Source organism: Tolypothrix campylonemoides VB511288_2 (genome assembly GCF_045999855.1).
In the GTDB taxonomy this organism is placed as follows: Bacteria; Cyanobacteriota; Cyanobacteriia; order Cyanobacteriales; family Nostocaceae; genus Scytonema; species Scytonema bouteillei_A.
The window spans coordinates 121-21,451 of record NZ_JBFPMW010000023.1 but is presented as its reverse complement, the minus strand read 5'-3'; the positions used below and the strand labels follow the sequence as shown (position 1 = coordinate 21,451).

General features: G+C 40.4%; 18 protein-coding genes and 2 CRISPR repeat arrays. Of the genes, 12 read left to right on the top strand and 6 right to left on the bottom strand.

The features are described 5' to 3' along the window. Positions 1–334: 334 nt before the first annotated feature. Together AB0756_RS38710 and AB0756_RS38705 are read right to left on the bottom strand one after the other, a co-directional pair. Positions 335–466 (bottom strand): hypothetical protein, encoded by a 132-nt coding sequence (locus AB0756_RS38710; RefSeq protein WP_272899738.1) that lies wholly within the window; start codon positions 464–466, stop codon positions 335–337. Positions 467–1,175: 709 nt separating this feature from the next. Next, on the bottom strand, positions 1,176–1,502 hold the full coding sequence (locus AB0756_RS38705; RefSeq protein WP_038109677.1) for a WCX domain-containing protein: 327 nt from the start codon (positions 1,500–1,502) through the stop codon (positions 1,176–1,178). On the opposite strand from AB0756_RS38705, the gene cas7d reads away from it, so the two are divergent. The 7 genes from cas7d (at position 1,415) to vapC (ending at position 6,060) form a co-directional block, all read left to right on the top strand. Then, positions 1,415–2,356 (top strand): type I-D CRISPR-associated protein Cas7/Csc2, encoded by a 942-nt coding sequence (gene cas7d, locus AB0756_RS38700; RefSeq protein WP_050045737.1) that lies wholly within the window; start codon positions 1,415–1,417, stop codon positions 2,354–2,356. The genes AB0756_RS38705 and cas7d overlap by 88 nt on opposite strands. A gap of 146 nt (positions 2,357–2,502) precedes the next feature. Then, positions 2,503–2,772, top strand: a complete 270-nt coding sequence (cas5d, locus tag AB0756_RS38695; protein WP_237265874.1) for a type I-D CRISPR-associated protein Cas5/Csc1 — start codon at positions 2,503–2,505, stop codon at positions 2,770–2,772. Next, positions 2,732–3,079, top strand: a complete 348-nt coding sequence (gene cas4 / locus AB0756_RS38690) for a CRISPR-associated protein Cas4 (RefSeq protein ID WP_237265875.1) — start codon at positions 2,732–2,734, stop codon at positions 3,077–3,079. The genes cas5d and cas4 overlap by 41 nt, the downstream gene beginning before the upstream one ends. A 3-nt stretch (positions 3,080–3,082) precedes the next feature. Continuing rightward, complete coding sequence (cas1d, locus tag AB0756_RS38685; RefSeq protein WP_038109674.1) at positions 3,083–4,060, top strand: type I-D CRISPR-associated endonuclease Cas1d; 978 nt, start codon at positions 3,083–3,085, stop codon at positions 4,058–4,060. Then, a complete protein-coding gene (cas2, locus tag AB0756_RS38680; protein ID WP_038109673.1) occupies positions 4,057–4,350 on the top strand; it encodes a CRISPR-associated endonuclease Cas2 in 294 nt (97 codons plus the stop codon). The genes cas1d and cas2 overlap by 4 nt, the downstream gene beginning before the upstream one ends. Positions 4,351–4,564: 214 nt before the next feature. Then, positions 4,565–5,325: a CRISPR direct-repeat array (repeat unit 37 nt; unit sequence CTTTCAAATAAATGAAACCCGCTTGCGGGATTGAAAC). Between the two features lie 106 nt (positions 5,326–5,431). After that, the gene (locus tag AB0756_RS38675; protein WP_038113323.1) at positions 5,432–5,662 is read left to right on the top strand and encodes an antitoxin; all 231 of its coding nucleotides are present in this window, start codon (positions 5,432–5,434) and stop codon (positions 5,660–5,662) included. Further along, positions 5,659–6,060: a type II toxin-antitoxin system tRNA(fMet)-specific endonuclease VapC gene (vapC, locus tag AB0756_RS38670; protein WP_038113324.1), complete on the top strand. Its 402-nt coding sequence runs from the start codon at positions 5,659–5,661 to the stop codon at positions 6,058–6,060. Before AB0756_RS38675 ends, vapC begins: the two co-directional genes overlap by 4 nt. 480 nt (positions 6,061–6,540) lie before the next feature. Then, a CRISPR array of direct repeats spans positions 6,541–7,819; the repeat unit is 37 nt. Between the two features lie 127 nt (positions 7,820–7,946). On the opposite strand, the gene AB0756_RS38665 is transcribed toward vapC, so the two are convergent. Continuing rightward, a complete protein-coding gene (locus tag AB0756_RS38665) occupies positions 7,947–13,307 on the bottom strand; it encodes a trifunctional serine/threonine-protein kinase/ATP-binding protein/sensor histidine kinase (protein WP_038074938.1) in 5,361 nt (1,786 codons plus the stop codon). Between the two features lie 388 nt (positions 13,308–13,695). On the opposite strand from AB0756_RS38665, the gene AB0756_RS38660 reads away from it, so the two are divergent. The 3 genes from AB0756_RS38660 (at position 13,696) to AB0756_RS38650 (ending at position 17,326) form a co-directional block, all read left to right on the top strand. Then, positions 13,696–15,171, top strand: coding sequence for an efflux RND transporter periplasmic adaptor subunit (locus tag AB0756_RS38660; RefSeq protein WP_038074936.1), 1,476 nt, complete (start codon positions 13,696–13,698; stop codon positions 15,169–15,171). Continuing rightward, on the top strand, positions 15,168–16,385 hold the full coding sequence (locus tag AB0756_RS38655; RefSeq protein WP_038074935.1) for an ABC transporter permease: 1,218 nt from the start codon (positions 15,168–15,170) through the stop codon (positions 16,383–16,385). The genes AB0756_RS38660 and AB0756_RS38655 overlap by 4 nt, the downstream gene beginning before the upstream one ends. A 176-nt stretch (positions 16,386–16,561) precedes the next feature. Then, positions 16,562–17,326, top strand: coding sequence for an ABC transporter ATP-binding protein (locus AB0756_RS38650; protein WP_038079708.1), 765 nt, complete (start codon positions 16,562–16,564; stop codon positions 17,324–17,326). Positions 17,327–17,375: 49 nt separating this feature from the next. Here AB0756_RS38650 and AB0756_RS38645 read toward each other — a convergent pair whose 3' ends face one another. Next, positions 17,376–17,909 (bottom strand): orange carotenoid protein N-terminal domain-containing protein, encoded by a 534-nt coding sequence (locus tag AB0756_RS38645; protein WP_038079706.1) that lies wholly within the window; start codon positions 17,907–17,909, stop codon positions 17,376–17,378. 275 nt (positions 17,910–18,184) lie between these two features. Here AB0756_RS38645 and AB0756_RS38640 point away from each other — a divergent pair, with 275 nt between their 5' ends. Further along, complete coding sequence (locus AB0756_RS38640; protein WP_038079704.1) at positions 18,185–18,556, top strand: hypothetical protein; 372 nt, start codon at positions 18,185–18,187, stop codon at positions 18,554–18,556. 136 nt (positions 18,557–18,692) lie between these two features. Here the strand turns inward: AB0756_RS38640 and AB0756_RS38635 are convergent, their stop codons facing one another. Both AB0756_RS38635 and queG read right to left on the bottom strand, forming a co-directional pair. Continuing rightward, the gene (locus AB0756_RS38635; RefSeq protein WP_038079702.1) at positions 18,693–19,328 is read right to left on the bottom strand and encodes an HAD-IA family hydrolase; all 636 of its coding nucleotides are present in this window, start codon (positions 19,326–19,328) and stop codon (positions 18,693–18,695) included. Between the two features lie 143 nt (positions 19,329–19,471). After that, complete coding sequence (queG, locus tag AB0756_RS38630; RefSeq protein WP_038079700.1) at positions 19,472–20,431, bottom strand: tRNA epoxyqueuosine(34) reductase QueG; 960 nt, start codon at positions 20,429–20,431, stop codon at positions 19,472–19,474. Between the two features lie 210 nt (positions 20,432–20,641). On the opposite strand from queG, the gene AB0756_RS38625 reads away from it, so the two are divergent. Then, on the top strand, positions 20,642–21,163 hold the full coding sequence (locus AB0756_RS38625) for an orange carotenoid protein N-terminal domain-containing protein (RefSeq protein ID WP_038079698.1): 522 nt from the start codon (positions 20,642–20,644) through the stop codon (positions 21,161–21,163). Positions 21,164–21,331 lie beyond the last annotated feature (168 nt).

Here is a 21,331-nt window from a genome sequence, read left to right as displayed (position 1 = left end):
AATATAGTGCGATCGCCTAAGGTGCTTGGAATAAACGCAGTAACGAAGGTAGCTGTTTGCGTTTAAACGATGATTTGGTGCAATAAATAGACAGACAAGCAGCAACAAGAAAAAAACTCTGGCTGCTCTGTGTATGGTGTATGTGCTATTCCAGTTTTGCCATTTAATTACAAAGGAAGAAAAATTTGAACAGATACTTAGATATCTTTACAAACTCACTTTGCATTGTCTAAAATCCTTATAGAGACGAGCTATGGCGCGTCTTAACATTGTTTTTTGGATCTGTCTATTCAAACTCTCGTAAAATTTCCAAGCCGATATTAAGTCCATCCCATCAAGGAGGAGTGTCTCCAACTTCAGCCATCACGTTGAAATCAATCATTGGAGCGAATAAGTAAATACTTCCACGACTGCTATAGCGGCTTTTTCGCAGCCTGTTTTCACCTTTTGCTGATGTTGTAATCATCACGTACCACGATAATTTACATATTTACTAAAGCGCCTTTTTATCGACACAGGGATTTTACATTTAGTATATTAAAATATTTGACAAGTTCTCTGTAAAGAAACGGTAAAGATTTTATGAAGTGTGGGAAGCATTTAGTAGTTTACCACAGTGATTTTGAGAGGTGATAAAAAACCGCAAAGACGAGCCAGTGCGTTGCGGAGAGCAGCGCCGTGCGGGGGTTCCCCCCGTTGAGGCGACTGCTCTGGGTTCCCCCCGTTGAAGCACCTGGCGTCGCAAAGAGCGCAAAGGAATAGGATCGGACGATGAGTATGAACATCATTTTACTCATCAGAATTTAGCTCAATCCAAAACAAGCCTCACAGCTGATACCTTCGTAGGAGTGTGATAGCAAATCCGATTTTCTAACCCCTTTTAGCCCAACGATTGGAAATCGTGGCTATACAAACAAAGTCCGCCTACGCGGACTAGATTATGAAGGGGGTGCAAGATGCAGATTTAGTATGAGATGAATTTTGAGGCAATCGGGCTGCGTTTCCCGACTCGACTGGAATTCTCCCAATCTACCAATACGTTTCAATTCCGCAAGCGGAAGTCATTAATATGAAACGCAGCGCCGACGATCGCGCAAGAAGTCTGAAAACTTTGCTATGAGGTTTTCAGCTTGAGAAATTTAATACTTTTCAACTTACTACAAATAAAAGAAATATTAACTTTGATTTCTACTGCTTTCAACTGCTGATAATTTTTCCCATATCTTCTGATACTCTTTTTTGATCTCATCAGCCAGCTTTTGCGGGCTGATAATTTGAACACTTTCCCCATATTTCAAAAGACGCTGACGAAACCAAAACCAATAATCTATCGTGGCTTCGATGTCGCGAAATTTTCCTTCTGGGTCACTGCAAACAATGACTTCATCCTTGCGTCGGGGTTTATAATTGGCTAATTGTCCGCTCGTGCGATAACGCACTTTCAAGACGCCACAGTCAATCGTTCCCCGTCTTTCAAACAGATGGAATCCTGAATACTGCACGCACGCAAGCAGGTTTAGGTCATACAGATGAAAGCAAAAAACAAATTAGCCGTTTAGTGATGTTTAAGCGCAAACAAACCACACCTGAAAGACTGGCTGGACGAGAATTACTCCGTGGTTTAAGTTTGACGAGTGCGGATGAAGCAAATAAGGATAAACACTGTGAATACAATGGTGAAAAATCCTGCAAAAAATGCCCGGATTGTATTATTTATGGATTTGCGATCGGTGATAGTGGTTCCGAACGTTCTAAAGTCTATTCCGATTCGGCTTTTTCCCTAAGTGCTTACGAACAGTCCCATCGCAGTTTTACATTCAATGCGCCTTTTGAAGGTGGAACGATGAGTGAAGGTGGGGAAATGAGAAGCAGTATCAATGAATTGGATCGCGTGATTCCAGAGGTGACATTCCCTACCGTAGAAACGCTGCGCGACTCTACCTACGAAGGCTTTATTTACGTGTTGGGTAACTTGTTGCGGACTAAAAGATACGGTGCTCAAGAATCGCGCACGGGAACAATGCGAAATTACATTGCTGGAATTGTCTTTAGCGACGGTGAAATCTTTAGCAATTTACATTTCACTCAAGCACTGTACGATGCTTTAAAAGGAGATATCGATACTCCTATTAGTGAGGTTTTACAGCAGGTAGAAATAGTGGCAAAGAATTTACTGAATGACGAACCTGTACGCAATACTAAGTTGATTTTTGGTTCGCAATTAGATGATTTAGTCGGTGAAATTAATTCCTTATACCAAGATGAGGCTCGCTTGGTAGAAACTATGACTGCATTGCATGAGCAAACTAAAGCTTACGCAGAGTCTTTTGGAGCATTGAAAAAGAAGGGTAAGTAAGTAATTCAACTCTCTATCTTTTCTCTGCGCTCTCTGCGCCTCTGTGGTTAAATAAATAATTTTTGAACCACAGAGGCGCAGAGTAGACAGAGGTAAGAGAGTAGACAAAGCTTTTCCAATCCAAAATCCAAAATATAAAATCTAAAATGGCGCTATACCACTGCACGTTGACGCTACACGATAACGTTTTCTTCGCTACAAGAGAAATGGGAATTCTCTATGAAACTGAAAAATATTTGCATAATTGGGGGCTAAGTTTTGCACTTTTTTCAATTCATTACATTCCCCAACCCTATCGCCTTCAAGGAGAACTGGCACAAAAACCGACATACTTAGTGGAGCGATCGCTTACTTATCAATGGCATTATCGATGCAGTGGAGGAAAAAGACAACCAGTTAGTCCCTTTGGAATTTAAGAAAGGACGCATGGCAAACCACTTGAACGACCATTTTCAACTCTGTGGTGCGGCTATGTGTCTGGAAGAACGGATAGGAAGTTCTATTCCTTACGGAGAAATTTTTTACTACGCCAACCGCCGTCGCGAGCGTATCAATTTTACACCCGCATTGCGGCTGGCGACAGAACAAGCAATTCAAGCAGCGCGATCGGCAATTGGAGGGGTAATGCCACCACCAATTGACAATCCGAAAAAGTGTCGGGATTGTAGCTTGCAGAAAATTTGTTTACCAAAAGAAATCAAAAAACTACGTATTGAGGTATAAATTATGTCTGTTCTCTACGTCACTCAACCGGATGCAGTTTTAAGCAAAGCTGCAGAAGCTTTTAAAGTTGCTCTCAAACAAGAAGATGGCAACTGGGAGAAAAAATCGGTTCCCGCCCAAACTGTCGAACAAGTGGTGTTGATGGGAAATCCCCAGATTACAGGTGATGCACTAGTGTATGCTTTAGAACTGGGAATGCCCGTACATTACCTTTCCGGTTTTGGTAAATACTTGGGTTCCGCGCTTCCTGCATACTCTCGTAACGGTCAGTTGCGACTGGCGCAGTATGCTGCTTATTGTGATGCAGCCCATCGTTTGGAAATTGTCAAAACAATTGTGACTGGCAAAATCCACAATCAACACGCTGTTTTATACCGCCACGACCAAAAAGACAATCCCCTGAAAGCTCGCAAACAGCTTGTTAAAGAACAAACAACCCTCAATGAGTTGCGCGGTGTTGAAGGATTGGCTGCGCGAGAATATTTTGCCGCTTGGTCAAAGATGCTTGAGGAAGAATGGTCATTTCACGGTAGAAATCGTCGCCCTCCCACGGATGCAATCAATGCATTATTGGGTTTTGCCTACGGGCTTTTGCAAGTTCAGGTAACGGCTGCAGTACATATGGCTGGTTTAGACCCCTACGTTGGTTACCTGCATGAAGCCACAAGAGGACAGCCAGCTATGGTTCTCGATTTGATGGAAGAATTTCGCCCGTTGATTGCTGATAATTTGATTCTTTCGGTCATCAGCCATAAAGAAATTAAGCCCGATGATTTTACCGATAATCTTAGTGCATATCGGCTGTGCGAAAGCGGACGCAAACAGTTTTTGCAAGCGTGGGAACGAAAAATGAACGATGAGTTTAAGCATCCCACCTTTGGATATCATTGCAGCTACCGACGAGCGATCGAATTGCAAGCACGATTGTTCAGTCGGCATTTACAAGAAGGAATTCCTTACAAAGCTCTGACACTGCGATGAGTACTCTGTTTTGCCTCGTAATTTACGACTTGCCAGACAATAAAGCAGCAAATAAACGGCGAACAAAGCTCCACAAAATGCTTTCTGGCTATGGGACATGGACGCAGTACAGCGTATTTGAATGTTTTTTGACCGCCACGCAGTTTGCTAAACTGACAGTGCAAGTTGAGAACTTGATTAAACCTGTCGAAGATTCAGTACGGATCTATGTTTTAGATGCGGGCTCGGTACGCAAGACCATTACCTACGGTTCCGAGCAACCTCGACAGCAAGATACAATAATATTATGATGTTAGGGTCATCTTGCAAGTTTTTTGGCAGGGCAAAGCACGGGCAAAAACCCCCCACCTCCCGCCAAATCGTCAGAACCTTGACAAATCAATACTTTCAGGGCTTGCGGTACGCGCAAGAGCCTTTTAATCAAAGCCTGAAATGGACTTTTAAAACAGTCCCGCCAAAAATGGTCTTGGAAATGGCTCTACATTTAGCTTCTGTTGGGCTGCCCTTTCAAATAAATGAAACCCGCTTGCGGGATTGAAACCTCTGAGATAGGGAATTTAATGTATGAATTTTCCCCACTTTCAAATAAATGAAACCCGCTTGCGGGATTGAAACGACCACTTGCGAATGCTGGGTGCGGAACAAGCCCCGCTTTCAAATAAATGAAACCCGCTTGCGGGATTGAAACCGGGTCTCATGCGATCGCGAGTCAATTATCAAGTAACTTTCAAATAAATGAAACCCGCTTGCGGGATTGAAACATCTTCAATACATTTATGAATATCAGCATATTTTCAGCTTTCAAATAAATGAAACCCGCTTGCGGGATTGAAACGAGGCACGGAACATATAAAGCCCCATCTCCCAACTTTCAAATAAATGAAACCCGCTTGCGGGATTGAAACACTTCCCATTCTAGAGTTTCTATCATATAACGATGAACTTTCAAATAAATGAAACCCGCTTGCGGGATTGAAACAACCCATATTGTTGAGTTCGTCCAAGTCTTCCTTGCTTTCAAATAAATGAAACCCGCTTGCGGGATTGAAACACTACTATTATCCTCAGGATATGGAACCCTGTCCGGCTTTCAAATAAATGAAACCCGCTTGCGGGATTGAAACGGAACACCAAAAAACGATGGCGGAAGCGCTGGCGACTTTCAAATAAATGAAACCCGCTTGCGGGATTGAAACATTTTAGCTGTTTTTATTTCGATAAAGTGGATCTTTCAAATAAATGAAACCCGCTTGCGGGATTGAAACAAGCTAGCTACTATAGATACAGATAGGCAGAGGTGCTTTCAGTAAATGAAACCTGCTTCGTTATGAAACTTTTATTGTCTATTTAAGTAAGTTGACGGATTAAAGAATGAATACTACTCAATTAATAATGAATGGAGATACACAAACGGTTATATTACCTAAAGAATTTCAATTACAAGGTAATGAAGTTTATATTAAAAAAGTAGGTAATGCTGTGGTACTGATTTCTAAGGAAAATCCTTGGCAAACATTATTTGATAGTCTAGATATTTTCTCTGAAGACTTTATGGAAAATAGAGAACAGCTTTATTTAGAAGACAGAGAAGATTTGGAATGAGATTTTTGTTAGATACAAATACTTGCATCTACATTATTAAACGTAAACCAAAGAAAGTACTAGATAAATTTCAAGCGTTAGATATATCTGACGTGGGAATTTCATCAATTACAATTGCAGAACTTGAATACGGCGTATACAAAAGTCAACGTCAAGAGCAAAATCGGATAGCGCTGACTCAATTTTTAATTCCTTTACAGGTTGTACCTTTTGATGAACAAGCAACACAAACCTATGGAAACATTCGAGCAGAGTTAGAGAACCAAGGAATTGTAATTGGGTCTATGGATATGCTCATTGTATCTCAAGCAATTTGTCTGGGGTTAATTTTAGTCACTAATAACGTGAGAGAATTATCACGAATCCCCGCACTGATGTTAGAAAATTGGGTGGATTAGTCCACCAAGTGAGAGAGTGCATACCATTTTGGCAAATTGCCCTCAGAATAAAATTCTTGGGCTATACGTAATGAAGAGGGCGCTACGCAGGCTTTAATTAAGTCCGCGTTGGCAGACTTAGCCTGTTCGGTACGCAAGATCATTACCTACGGTTCCGAACAACCTCGACAGCAAGATACAATAATATTATGATGCTATCCGCACCTACATTTGAATTATTCAAAGCATTAAGGGTATACCTCGACAGCAAGATACAATAATATTATGATGCTAGGGTAATCTTGCAAGTTTTTTGGCAGGGCAAAGCACGGGCAAAAACCCCCACCTCCCGCCAAATCGTCAGAACCTTGACAAATCAATACTTTCAGCGATTGAGGTATGAGCAAGAGCCTTTTGATGAAAGCCTGAAATGGACTTTTCAAACAGTCCTGCCAAAAATGGTCTTGGAAATGGCTTTACACTTAGCTTCGGTTGGGCTGCCCTTTCAAATGAATGAAACCCGCTCGCGGGATTGAAACCTTTCAAGACCTTCTTAACCCAAGATATTTGAAAGGCTTTCAAATGAATGAAACCCGCTCGCGGGATTGAAACCAGCATCTTGCGATTCAGTGCGTGGGTACACACCTCTACTTTCAAATGAATGAAACCCGCTCGCGGGATTGAAACACGGTGCGGGGAGTGGGAGGAAATCACTCTCCGAACCTTTCAAATGAATGAAACCCGCTCGCGGGATTGAAACAATTCAATCGAGATTGACTATGGAAACATCCCCTTTTCTTTCAAATGAATGAAACCCGCTCGCGGGATTGAAACCTGACAGTTTGAATAGCGATCGCTTTGATATCTTTTAAACTTTCAAATGAATGAAACCCGCTCGCGGGATTGAAACGATCCAAGATGACCTCGTTGTGCCGCGTGTCGCAACTTTCAAATGAATGAAACCCGCTCGCGGGATTGAAACATAATGAAATTGAATGCGTCTGTCCCAACTGCGGTCACTTTCAAATGAATGAAACCCGCTCGCGGGATTGAAACCGTTCCCTTTCATGTCTTTAATGTATTACATATAACTTTCAAATGAATGAAACCCGCTCGCGGGATTGAAACATTTCAAACGCTGACATTCAGCAAATTAAGACAGAACTTTCAAATGAATGAAACCCGCTCGCGGGATTGAAACTGAATTACACGCAGCAACAGATACAAGCGGCAAACTTTCAAATGAATGAAACCCGCTCGCGGGATTGAAACTGACAAAATTTTATTAGGAGATATTCAAATGGCGTTCTTTCAAATGAATGAAACCCGCTCGCGGGATTGAAACTTTCAGCCCAATAATCAACTTTAATCTCATTACTAACTTTCAAATGAATGAAACCCGCTCGCGGGATTGAAACAATAAAAGTTTGGTCAGATATTAAATTATTCTCCTCTTTCAAATGAATGAAACCCGCTCGCGGGATTGAAACTTCAACCACAATTCAAAAGCTTCTTGAGCCACTTTACTTTCAAATAAATGAAACCCGTTCGCGGGATTGAAACAGAAATGCCTGTAAAGCTAAAAATTGATTTTGAACTTTCAAATAAATGAAACCCGTTCGCGGGATTGAAACAGCCCTTGCGGAAACAGTTTCTTGCCGACTCGCGAGTCTTTCAAATAAATGAAACCCGTTCGCGGGATTGAAACGAAAAGACAATTGCTTCTACGTCATCGATTTGGTTCTTTCAAATAAATGAAACCTGCCTGCGGGACTGGACTCACCGCCTACGTAGACTAATAAATCACAGCCAGCGAAGGCAGGCTTTGTTTGTGTAGCCCCAGAATTCTATTCTGAGGGGTACTCCCACAGATTAGGTGTCACATCTGTACTTTAAGCAGAGATAAATCAAACTGGAATTTCGATAATCAACTCTGTACCTTTGCCGACAACTGAATTACAACTTAACTTACCACTGTGAATTTCTTCGACAATTTGCCGAGAAATAGCCAAACCCAATCCCGTACCTTTACCAACTTTTTTTGTACTAAATAAATTATCAAATATTTTTTGTTTAACTTCTTCCGTCATTCCTTTACCATTATCAGCAATAGTAATCTTAACTTTTTTATCTTGCATTGAAGTTGTAATTGTAATTCGGTTGGTGTCTGCCTGAATTTCTACAAAACTGCGTCCGTTATTTGATTCATCTAATGCATCGATCGCATTTGCCAGAATATTCATAAACACTTGGTTTAACTGTCCCGGAAAACACTGTATGGGAGGTATATTTCCATAGTTTGTGATAACTTGAATTTCCGGACGTTGTTCGTTAGCCTTGAGGCGATGTTTGAGAATTAGAATTGTACTGTCAATACCCTCATGAATGTCAAATGCTACTTTATAATCTTTATCGGCACGGGAGAAAGTTCTTAAACTGGTACTAATATTTTTTAACCGATCGCAAGCCATAATCATTATATCAATCATTTTAGGTAAGTCTTCTAAGCTATAATCCAAGTCAACTTCTTCGGCATGTTTAATAATTTCTTCTCCAGGATTCGGGAAATATTTTTGATACAACTCCAAGTGTTCCTTAATATCAGAAATCATGGGTTGAGTTTGTTGGAGGGTAGCAGCAATAAAACCGAGAGGATTATTCATTTCATGAGCAACTCCAGCAACTAAATTCCCCAGTGCTGACATTTTTTCACTTTGGACAATTTGTAATTGTGCTTGTTGAGCTTGTTGGTAAAGCCTTGCATTTTCTAAAGCAATGGCAGCTTGAGCGCATAATATTTGAATAACTTCTAAGCGATCGCGTGTAAATACGCCAATCGTCAATTGATTTTCTAGATACAGCAACCCAATTAACTGACCTTGATTCAAAATCGGCGTACACAGCAGACTTTTGGGTTGTGACTGAACTAAGTACGGATCGGCAATAAAATCGTTTTGGTCTGTAGCATCATCTAATACAATAGTTTTTAAGCTTCGTTTGACGTAATTTATGAACGTAGTAGGAATGTCAACACTGGTTTCATAAGGTACACAGGGTAGATTGACCCCTTCATTTGCAGTTGCTATTGCCTCAAGCATGAGAGTATTATTTTTGAGGATGAGCAAAGCAGCTTTTTTCGCTCCAGCATTTTCCATCACCACTTGCATTAAGGTAGAAAGTAATTTATCTAGTTGAATTTCACTAGATAAAGCTTGAGTGGCTTTGAGGATGGTAGCAAAATCCAACGCCGAGTAGAGTGTTTTACTACTATGGCTAGATGTTTGGTTCGAGAAATGAATTGTGCGCTTAACGATAGTGTCTGAGGAATTAGAAGTGAGTTCTTTGTGTTGTAGGATAGGTTTTAGTAATTGCAAATAGCGTTTTTCTAAATCGTCGATTTTGGCTTTTGCTCCCCAACGAGCATAGCAGTAGTAGGCTTCTTGCATGTAAATTTGAGCTACTTTTTCTTTACCCCAGCCGAGGTAAAATTTAGCTGCTAGCTCGTTGCTAAGTGCTTCTTCTTGGGTATACCCATTTTCTTTGGCTCCAGAGATAGCTAACTCGTACATCTCTATTGCTTTGTAAGTTTGCCCCAATACGCGATTTTGCTCTGCTTCCACCAGGTAGTATTTATGTCTGAAGTTTTGGGGTGCATGGTCAGCCCAATTCCGCATCTTCTCCTGATTTGCTTGTATTTGCTGTAAATATTGTTGTTGCTCTAAATCGACATTAGGATATTGAGCTACTAAAGCAAGAGAACTGTAGAAGTTGTAGGCTGGGAGAGTCGTCATATTAGCAGAAGCAACAATGTACTCCCCAGCCAAGGAATTGTAAGTCACTGAGTTTTCATAATCTTCTAATAAATAAAGCAAGATTCCCTTTATTAAATAAAAGTTAAACAGTAAGGTTTGATTGCCGCACTCCTGTAGTATGGGCAACAGTTTAACCTCATCGCAACCTTCACCAATTAGACAATATGGATTTGCTGAAAGACCTCTAAGATTTAGAACAAGTTGCTGCCACATACCAGCATAGTAAATAGAATATTGCTGTTTTAATTTTTGCAATAATTCTAGAGACTCAATTTGCTCTTGCTGGACATAATCCAATGGTTCGCCCATTAAGAACAAATTAGTGCATCTGTCTTTTGAGCAAAGAGAGGCATAATAAAAATCCCCGCTTTCTAGCCCGATATTCATAGCCTCTCTAAGTGGCTGAACTGTCTCTCCGATTGGCTCTTTCCAGTGTCTCAAAACTAAATTGAACATTGTATGAACGATACAGTAGTAGGAGCGTGAATTGAATTTAGATAACAAACTAACTGCTAATTCTCCAAATTGATATCCAGAATTAATATCTTCACTATTTACCAATACCGATCCATAAAAAACATAACTGACAGCAGCAATTACAGAATTGCCAAATTCCAGGCAGAGTTTAACTGCTGTAAATGCAAGTTTGGCCAATAAATTTGGCTCTGCCATAATTGCTGAAGTATAAGCATTAGACAGAATACGCATTGCTGCTAATGTATTGGGATTGGCCATAACTGGCAAATTGATTAAGTTTTTAACAACTAAATCTTTTGGCGGTTCTGTCTCCAAAGGAATATCAAGCAAATTTAAAGCATTTAGAGTTATTTCAATAGCTTTCAAAGCATGATTTTGAGAGGAGTAAGATAGAATTGCAAGATCGTATACTTTGATTTTATCCAATAATGCTTTTGCATACTTTAAAGTTACATCAGCCAGTTGCTTTGCTCGTTCTAAGTCTGTATTTAGGAAACAAATCTCTATCATTTCTAAGTGGAGATTAAGAGTCAAGTCATACTCAGATATCCAGCTTTCTTCAACTAGGAGATTTAATCCTATATTCAAATAATCGAGGGCGATTTTATAAGCAGCGGATGTTTTTGCTTTTTGTCCGGCAAGCAAATTCAGACGGACTAATTCTGTTTTCTCTTTAACAGACTCGATGAGGAGAATACCTTTATTTAAGTGATTGACAAGTTCAAATATATTGGCTGTTAATGCATCGTGTGGAGTGCTTTGTAGTAGCAGTTGTCCAATTTTCAGATGTGTTCTCTGTTTCCACTCTACAGGAATGAGTCCATAAGCGGCTTGTTGAACGCGATCGTGCAGAAACTTATAAGTTAATGCTGTCTGTCCGTGTAGTATCCTAGCAGAAGAGTTGTTAAATGCTGAGTTATTTTCTGGCTGAGTTTGCCCGATATAAAACTTATAAACGTCACTCCCCGGTAGAACAAATCCTTCTTGCAATGCTTGCCATAAAACATCTGCTGTTTCTGCTTGCGAACGCTCTGATACAATCGCTAACGTCTCTAAATCAAAATTATTTCCAATACAAGCTGCTAGTTTGAGAACCTCCTGTGTAGCTGGTGGTAACTTTTGCAATTGTAAGGTCATAAATTGAACTACATCATCTGTTAAAGCCAAAGTTTTAACGCGAGCAATATCCCACTGCCAGCTTCTAGCATCCAAATCAAATACAATTAGCCCATCTTCATATAATGCTCGAAGGAATTGGGTACTAAAAAATGGATTGCCCTTAGTTTTTTGATAAATTAATTTAGTTAGTGGCTGAGCGATTTCAGGTGGGCAGGTCAGTGTATCCGCAACGAGTTGATTTAAACTTTCTTGGGAGAGAGCGTCTAATATAATTGTATTAATTTCTGTATTTGCCATACTCATTTTCTTCAATGTTAATATCAAAGGATGACTGGCAAAAACTTCATTTTTTCGATAAGCTCCAATTAACAAAAAATGCCCGTTTTCTGATTCACTCATTAATACTTGCATTAATTTTAGAGATGCCGAATCTGCCCATTGTAAATCATCCAAAAAGATAACCAATGGATGTTCTTTTCTAGTAAATACTTTAATAAATTTCTGAAAGAATAAATTAAAGCGATTTTGTACCGCATCTCCCGAAAGTTCCGTTACTGTTGGCTGTTTGCCGATAATACTTTCTAATTCGGGTATGACTTCAATAATGACTTGTCCGTTATCCCCCAGAGCTTGTAAAATTTTATTTTTCCAAATGGACAATTGAGCATCATCTTCACTCAACAATTGTCCCATTAAATCGCGAAAGGCTTGCACAAAAGCTGAAAAAGGAATATTACAATTAAATTGGTCAAATTTGCCTTTAATAAAATAGCCATGCTGGCGCACAATAGGTTTGTGAACTTCGTTGATAATTGCCGTTTTCCCAGTCCCGGAAAAACCTGCTACCAGCATTAATTCTGCCTTCCGCTTCTCCTCAACACGAGCAAAGGCTGCTAGTAATTTTGCAACTTCCTTCTCCCGACCGTAGAGTTTTTCAGGAATAATAAAGCGATCGCATAAATCCCGTTGTGCTATCTGAAAACTCTCAATTTTGCCTGAATCTCTTAATTGCTGCAAACAAGTTTCTAAATCGTATTTCAATCCTAACGCGCTCTGATAACGGTTTTCAGCATTTTTCGCCATCAATTTCATCACGATGTTATCAAGGACTTGGGGAATCTCTTTTCCTTTTGACCTTAAAGCAGGTGGTTGTTGGGCAATATGACAATACACCAACTCCATCGCATCATCCGATTGAAATGGTAATTCTCCCGTCAGTAACTCGTAAAACGTAACACCCAAAGAATAAAAATCAGTTCGGTAATCAATCCCGCGATTCATCCTCCCTGTTTGTTCCGGCGATAAATAGCTCAAGGTTCCTTCCAGAACATTAGGGCTAATCAGTGTTTGAGTCTCTCTTGGCAGCAAAGATGCAATACTAAAGTCAATTAACTTAACTTGTTTTGTTTCTGGATTAATTAAAATGTTTGCGGATTTAATATCTTTATGAACGATCCTGTTGCGGATGAGAATATCTAATGTATCGCATAGAGAAATAGCTATTTGTAAAAACTCAATCAGGGTTTCGGGGCTTTCCCCCATCCCCCTCTCTCCCACTCTCTCCCGCCATTCTTTCAGGGAAATTCCTCCAAAATCTTCCATGACTAAAGCATAGCGATTTTGGTAAGCTTCCAAGCTATATGTTTGAATAATTCCTGGCAAGCTAAGATGTTTGGTAATAGTATATTGATTGCGAAACTGTACCAATTCACTAAAGCTAGGATAAGGATTTTTTTGCAGCTTAATGACTACAGGTTTGCCATCGACTTCTCGATATCCTCGATAAACAACGGTTCTGGAACCATCATAAAGTTTTTCATTAACTTTATATTCAGGGATGCTAACCTGAGTGGCAATCATACTGCGTTCATCCTCAATGCTTCTGGATTTATTATTCCCAAAGAGCAAGAAGCAATTTACGAGTTTAAGCCAAGGCAATCCCCGTAGAAATTTTACTTTTCATGACACAATTTGGTTTGCGATCGCTGGCTTACTAAGTCTGCAAAAAATCAACAAATACTGTGCCACTACTGCAACTGGCTCTCACCTAAATATCTAGTAAAAGTCATCCATTCAGGTGAAGCCATATACAAGCAGAGAAAATAGTATAAAGGAAAGTTAAGCAGTATAACTCCGTTTGCTGACACACGCTCTCGATGTATTAATACTTATATTCCCCCTGAAGTTTTTATAACTTCTACTCTTTTATCAAAGCTTGTTAAGTAAAAAAACATACATTATTAGTAACATGACTACATATTTAGAAATTCCTGTCATTGGTAAAAAAGTGAAACACCCATTGCGTTGGGCGATCGCTTTAGTAGCCACTGGTGCCTTAGTTGCAGGGACTGCCACAACGTATAATGCAGTTATCGAACAAGCAGCAAGAAAACAAGATATTACAGCCCTTACCATTCCAGTGGGAGCAAAAGATGTTGTCTTAAGAATTTCTGCAAGCGGTAAGGTTACACCAATCCAAAGTGTAAATATTAGCCCGAAAAACTCTGGAACTCTTGTAGAGTTGTACGTCGAGCAAGGCGATAAAGTGCGCCAGGGGCAAATTATTGCCAAAATGGATAGCGCAGATATTCAAGCTCGCATCCTTCAAGCCCGTGCTAACTTAGCACAATCCCAAGCTCAGTTAGACCAAGCCCTTGCAGGAAATCGCCCTCAAGAAATTTCTCAATCCAGAGCGCGTTTGGAACAAGCAGAGGCGCAACTTGCTGAAGCAAAAGCAGGTAATCGCCCCCAAGAAATTTCTCAAGCCCAAGCTCAAGTAGATGCAGCTAAAGCAAAAGCTGATTACACGAGCGAACAGGTGAAGCGTTATCGATACCTGTACGAACAAGGCGCGGAGAAAAAACAATTACTAGACCAAGCTGTCAGCGAAGATAACTCTGCCAAGGCAAATTTGCGAGAAGCTGAAAAACGTCTAGCTCTCCAACAAAGTGGAACTCGTTCTGAAGAAATCTCTCGTAGAGAAGCTGCTGTTTCCGAAGCACGCGCCTCCTTACAGCTTTTGGAAAGTGGAACTCGTACTGAGGAAATAGCTCAACGCAGGGCGGCTGTTGCGGCTTCTCAAGCTCAAATCAAAATAGAGCAAGTGAATTTAGATAATACAATCATCCGCGCTCCCTTAACAGGAGTTGTCACCCAAAAGTATGCCAACATTGGTGCGTATGTCACACCAACGACTTCTGCATCTTCGAGTGCATCAGCTACTTCGAGTTCGATTGTGGCTGTCGCACGTGGCTTAGAAGTTTTGGCTAGTATCCCGGAAGCAGATATAGGCAGAATCAAACAGGGTCAGCAGGTTGAAATCACGTCTGATGCTTATCCCGACCAAGTTTTTAAAGGTCATGTACGCTTGATTGCTCCTGAAGCCGTGAAGGAAGAAGGTGTCACCTTGTTCCAAGTGAAAGTTACCATTGATACTGGTATAGATAAGTTACGTTCTGGCTTGAATGTGGATATGACTTTCTTGGGAGACAAGGTACAAGGTGCTTTGTTGGTACCAACAGTCGCAATTGTAACGGAGAAGGGCGAAACGGGTGTTTTGGTACCTGATGAGAAAAATCAGCCTAAGTTCCGCTCGGTGACTGTTGGAGCGCAAGTTCAAGACCAAACTCAAATTTTAGAGGGTGTAAAACAGGGCGATCGCGTCTTCCTCAACCCACCACCTAACTACAAAATTCAGAAGATGCAACAACAGCAGAACAAATGAACATCTTAGAAAGCGTTAAAATGGCAGGAAAAACCCTGCTGTCAAATAAGTTACGTAGTGCCCTCACCATGTTAGGTATTGTAATTGGTAATGCCTCAGTTATTGGCATGATTGGTGTTGGTGAAGGCGGTCAAAAATACGTTAACAAGCAGTTGGAATCTTTAGGACCAAACGTGCTGTTTGTCATTCCTGGGAATCGAGAAACCCAACGCATCTCCAACGAAGTTCCGAAAAACTTGGTGTTGGAAGATGCAGAAGCGATCGCATCTCAAGTCCCAACCGTCGCCGGAGTGGCTCCAGAGTTAAACGGGAGATACGTTATTACAAGTCGTAATAAAAATACCAACGTCAATATTATTGGCACAACAGCCAGCTTTCCATTAGTACGAGATTTTAACACTGCTAAAGGGCGGTTTTTTACTGAAATCGACCTAAAGCGGAACAATCAAGTCACTGTACTTGGTGCTGAGTTGGCAAAAAGGCTTTTTGGCAATACTAACCCTGTCGGTCAGCAGTTGCGGATTAAAAATTCTAGCTTTCAAGTTATCGGTATATTGGAAGCAAAAGGCTCAAGCCTTGGTGCAAACTACGACGAAGCAGCCCTAGTCCCAATCACGACTTCAGCAAACAGACTTGTAGGCAAAAATTCTCCCTATGGTATCGCTTTAGATTATATCGTTGCTTCTGCACGCGATAGCAACAGTGTTGATGCAGCAGAATTTCAGATTACCAATTTGCTACGTCTGCGGCACAAAATTACTACCGAAGATGACTTTAGTATCCAAAGTCAAAAAGACGCCCTACAAACTATCGGTCAAATTACAGGTGCTTTGACCATTATGCTAGCTGCAATAGCAGGAATTTCTCTATTCGTTGGTGGTATCGGCATTATGAATATTATGCTCGTCTCCGTTACCGAACGAACTCATGAAATTGGTTTGCGAAAAGCTATTGGTGCAACTCCACAAGATATTTTGCTGCAATTTACAATTGAAGCAGTGATTCTTTCAGCAGCAGGCGGTTTAATTGGGACTGCAGTTGGTGTCAGTGGTATCGTACTGGTAGCTGCTGTGACTCCCTTAGAAGCAGCGATTTCTCCTTTTGCGATCGCAACGGCTGTTGGTGTTTCAGGTGCTATTGGTTTGTTCTTTGGTATTGTTCCCGCACGTCGCGCTGCTAAACTCGATCCCATCGTAGCTTTAAGAAGCGCGTAAGAATTATGAATTATGAATTATGAATTATGAATTATGAATTATGAATTATGAATTATGAATTATGAAAATAACATTGAAAATTAGTACTATATGAATTATGAATTATGAAAATAAACTAAAAAATTAGCATTACATGATTGGCTCACAAATGAATTATGAATTATGACTAATGACCAATGACAAATAATCAACTAAAAACTCAAACCTCAGAACTAGTAACTGTTTCCCAACCTGCTATTATTCGCTTAGAAAGTATTTTTAAAGTTTATGGCACTGGTGAAACTGAAGTGCGAGCGCTCAATGATGTTAACCTTACCGTAGAAGAAGGGGAGTATTGTTCTATTATGGGACCTTCTGGTTCTGGCAAATCTACAGCCATGAACATCATTGGTTGTTTAGATCGCCCGACATCAGGACATTATTATTTAGATAATATCGATGTCGCCCAGATGAACGATACAGACTTGGCACATATTCGCAATAAAAAATTGGGGTTTGTTTTCCAACAGTTTCACCTGTTACCTCAACTTTCTGCAATGGAAAATGTGATGTTACCCATGGTATACGCTGGAGTCAAATCCAGCGAACGTCGCGATCGCGCAGCTGAAGCACTCAAAAAAGTTGGTTTGGAAAAACGTTTTAACAACAAACCAAACCAACTTTCTGGAGGACAACAACAAAGGGTAGCAATTGCAAGGGCGATCGTCACACGTCCGGTTGTCCTTCTTGCTGATGAACCTACAGGCGCTCTTGACTCCCGCACTACGCAAGAAGTTCTCGATATTTTTAGCGAACTCAATGCAAGCGGTATTACCGTCGTCATGGTCACTCACGAACCAGACGTTGCGCGTCAAACAAGGCGCATTGTGTGGTTTCGTGATGGTCAAGTCGTTCACTCTAACTTAACTCCATCTGATTTGGCTCATATGGCTAATGGTTAGTAGTTAGTAGTTAGTAGTTAGTTGTCATTAGCCATTAGCCATTAGCTATTTACAAACTTGCCGTTTTACCAGTTTGCGCTTGTGTTTCAATGGGCTTAACAGCGGTATAACCCATTTGTCCGACAATTGTCCGCAGTACAGACATTTGCTCTTCAAAATCTAATCCTTCTATTTGAGAAAGCACATTATTAATTGCATCAGTTGCTTTGTAGTTTCCTGGTATATCAACAACGTTCTTACCCATAGCAACCGCCCATGCATACCAAACAAAAAGCTGGTTATTTTCTTTTATAGCACCGTATGCACGAGAATGTTCTGTGTCCTCACGATTCACAATTTGTCGCATAATCGCTAATTGTTCGTCATCAGACAGTTGAAGATATTCATCACCTATAAGTCTTGGTGCTAGTTCTGGTTCGGCTGCAGCTGGTGCAGCTGGAGTAATAGAATCACCCATTTTTTTATAGGCATAATACAACCAAGCAAGTTTAGCATCAGTATCTAAACGATTAAATGCATCAACTACTTTTTGAGTTTGCTCGCTTAAGGCTTGAGGGGCTTGTTTATTGTAACTTGCAGTCATAATGTATCTCCAAAATTATTTAAATTGTTAGTGCTTAGTAGTAAGTGGTTAGTTGTTTTTGTTGACTCACAACTAACCACTCATTACTAACTCTTACTTATTATTAAGGCGTATCAAAGTTTTATAATCTAATTCCACCACCAAGAGAAAGAGATTAAAAAAAAATGTTTTCTCTGTCTTTTAATAGAGGTAACAATCTACCTTAGGATGCCAAGGAAAAAGTAGATAGCTTTGATACAATCGCTACATTGACAAAATTACCTATGAGGTGACCTATGCCTGACGAAATCAAACCTGATGCATCTCAAGCACCTACTCATGATGCACAACTAGCAGCGGAAAACATGGTAAGTGGCGAAGAAAAAACACCAAAAGTTGATTTTGAAGCCGATTACCAAGCAGCGCAGAAAATGAGTGTAAGTGATATCGATCGCACTGGTGAAGGAGCAAAAGCTGCTGCTGAAGCAACCGCACCAGAGCATGAATTACGCTCATCGGGAGAAACAAACACGGTTGCAAAGGAAACTGGTAATCCCGACGATTATATAGATATGGCAAAGGATGTGAACTCTTCTAAAACGGAAGCTGTCACAGAAGTGAGCGACGATCTCGTGAAACAAGCTTTGGAAAAAGGGCAATCTAAATAGTTAATGGTTAGTTGTTAGTTGTTGTTTGCTACTGTCTGTAGGATTTCTAATTTAATTTTTGAAATATATGTAGGGTGGGCTAAAGCTTATCGCATTTACGATCTAAGTTTTGGCAATCGGTCCGCCCTACTAACAACTAACAACTCTTTACAACATCTAACAGCTGACTGGGATGGTGAATGAGAAAATCTGGATTTTGCTGTGCAAGAACTTCTTGCGAATTGAATCCCCAAGTGACGGCTACAACTTTGATATTTGCTTTTTTAGATGCTTCAATATCTCTAGTTTCATCTCCAACATAAATAGCTTCTTGAAGCTTGATTTGCTTTTGTTTTAAAACATTGTTAATTATTGTAGTTTTTCCAAATATAGTGACTCCTGAATAGATAAATTCAAACAGATCATCTAATTCGTTTACTTTCAGAAAAGCTGTTACATTCTCTTGGGAATTAGAAGTAATAATTCCCAAACGATGTCCTTCACTCTTAAGTTCTATCAGCGCTTCTTTAATTCCTAAAATAGGTTTTAATTCTTTGATTTTATTTTTTAACGCTGCTTTCACCCTTTTCACTAGAAATGGTATTCTAAAAACTGAAATACCTGAATACTTAATCACTTCCCTAGAACTAAGGTTTCTTAAAAGAGCAAGCTCTTCAGGTGCAATTGGTATGTAGCCAAACTCTTCAGCAAGCCGATTGGCAATAACTACAAGAGCATCAAGTGTGTCAGCAACAGTACCATCAAAATCAAAAATAATGACTTTCTGAATCATCTGAAGTATAAAGTATGAAGTATAAAGTATGAAAGGAAGGTGAAAGTAAAAAGTATGAGATCTGTTTATAAAGTTATGCAACACAATTTATATTGCATTTTTCATCCTTCATAAGACCTCCTAAATCCTTCATCCTTTATCCTTTACCCTTCATCCTTGTTTTTTAATGCGTCTAGATTAACACGAGAATTTCGACGTAACATTTCCGGCTTAATCCGACGCAAAGCTGATGCTGGAAATCGTTGATCCCAGTCTCGATCTGATATTTCCGCCAATTCTACCAGCTTTGGTGCAACATTCCCAGGGTATGGCTGAAACTCTGACACATCTGTTTCTTTGGCAAAACGCTGATTCCAAGGACAAACGTCTTGGCAAATATCGCAACCTGCAACCCAGCCATGGAAATTAGATTTTACTTCCTCAGGTAATTCTTCATTCCGATTTTCAATCGTATGGTAAGCGATGCATAGGTTAGCGTCGAGCACAAATGGCTTTGTAATAGCACTTGTGGGACAGGCGTCGATACAACGAGTGCAATTTCCGCAGTGTTGGGTGTGGGGGCGATCGCATTCCAACTCTAGATTTGTCAGTACCTCTCCCAAAAAAACCCAAGAACCGTATTCGCGAGTAATAACGTTACCATTTTTAGCAATCCAACCTATTCCAGCTTGTTGCGCCCATACTTTATCTTGAATCGGACCAGTATCTGCATAATAACGGGCTTGCACTGTCTCCGAGCCTTCTTGCAGCCACATTGTTAAAGCTTTCAGTTTTTTATGCATGACCTTGTGGTAGTCCCTTCCCCAAGCGTACCGGGAAATTTTGGCATACTCTTGTCCCTCAGGGCGCTGGTATGGAGTGTAGTAGTTGAGAGCAACACAAATTACGGAACGGACTTCTGGCATAACACTAAAAATATCCTGACGCTTGGGGTTAGTCATCCATTCCATGTCCGCGTGATAACCCAACGCCAGCCATGCTCTTAACCTCTGAATTTCCGTACTTTCAACCCCGGTTACAGCAGCAATACCCACTTTATGAAATCCCAAACTCAGGGCTTTCTCCTTAATCGAACTGCTACTTGTTCCTGGGGATCGATTCATTTATCTTATCTAGAGATTGCCACAGGCTTTGCTTCTCTAGCATACATGAGACAGGCAATACCCCTATTTATTTTTTCTACCGATCGTATATGTAAATTTTATTTGCAGATTGTAAAGAAATAATGCATGATGTAAATCAAGAGGCAACACAACAGATATAAGCCTCACACACAACAGCAGCTTACTAACTCAATCGACTGTGGTGCCATTATGACATTCTCTACAGATTCAGCAAAAAGCAGCTTCTATAGCGATTTGAACTACAGCACTCAAACTAGTGATGCTGTTTCCTCCTCCATTGTTGTATTCAAGAGCTTAAATATAGATGACCAGCTAGCAGTACTTTGGTATGCTTACGTCGAAATGGGTCGTTCCATCACACCAGCAGCCACTGGTGTAGCGCGTTTACAGTTAGCAGAAGGTTTATTAGAGCAAATTAAGCAAATGTCTCATACCGAACAGTTGCAGGTAATGCGTGACCTGGCTGGAAAAAGAGACACACAAGTTTCCCGCTCTTACGGTATTTTAAGCAATAACACTAAGTTAGCTTTCTGGTACGAGCTATCAGAATTGATGGTAAAAGGTTTTGTAGTGCCCATGCCTCCAGGTTACCAGCTTTCTCGAGATGGTGCAAAGGTATTAGAAGCTCTCAAGCAACTAGACTTCGGTCAGCAAATTACAGTTTTCCGTAAAGTTGTAGCAGACATGGGCGTAGATCCCCTAGCTGACTAATTCAGAAACATACTCCCAACCTTCCTGTTTCGTTCCCTATAACCACTTTGGGGAACGATTTTTTAGGAGTCAATGGCTAATGGCTAGTAGTGAGCCATTAGCCATTAGCCACTAGCCATTAGCCATTAGCCACTAGCCATTAGCCATTAGCCACTAGCCATTAGCCAT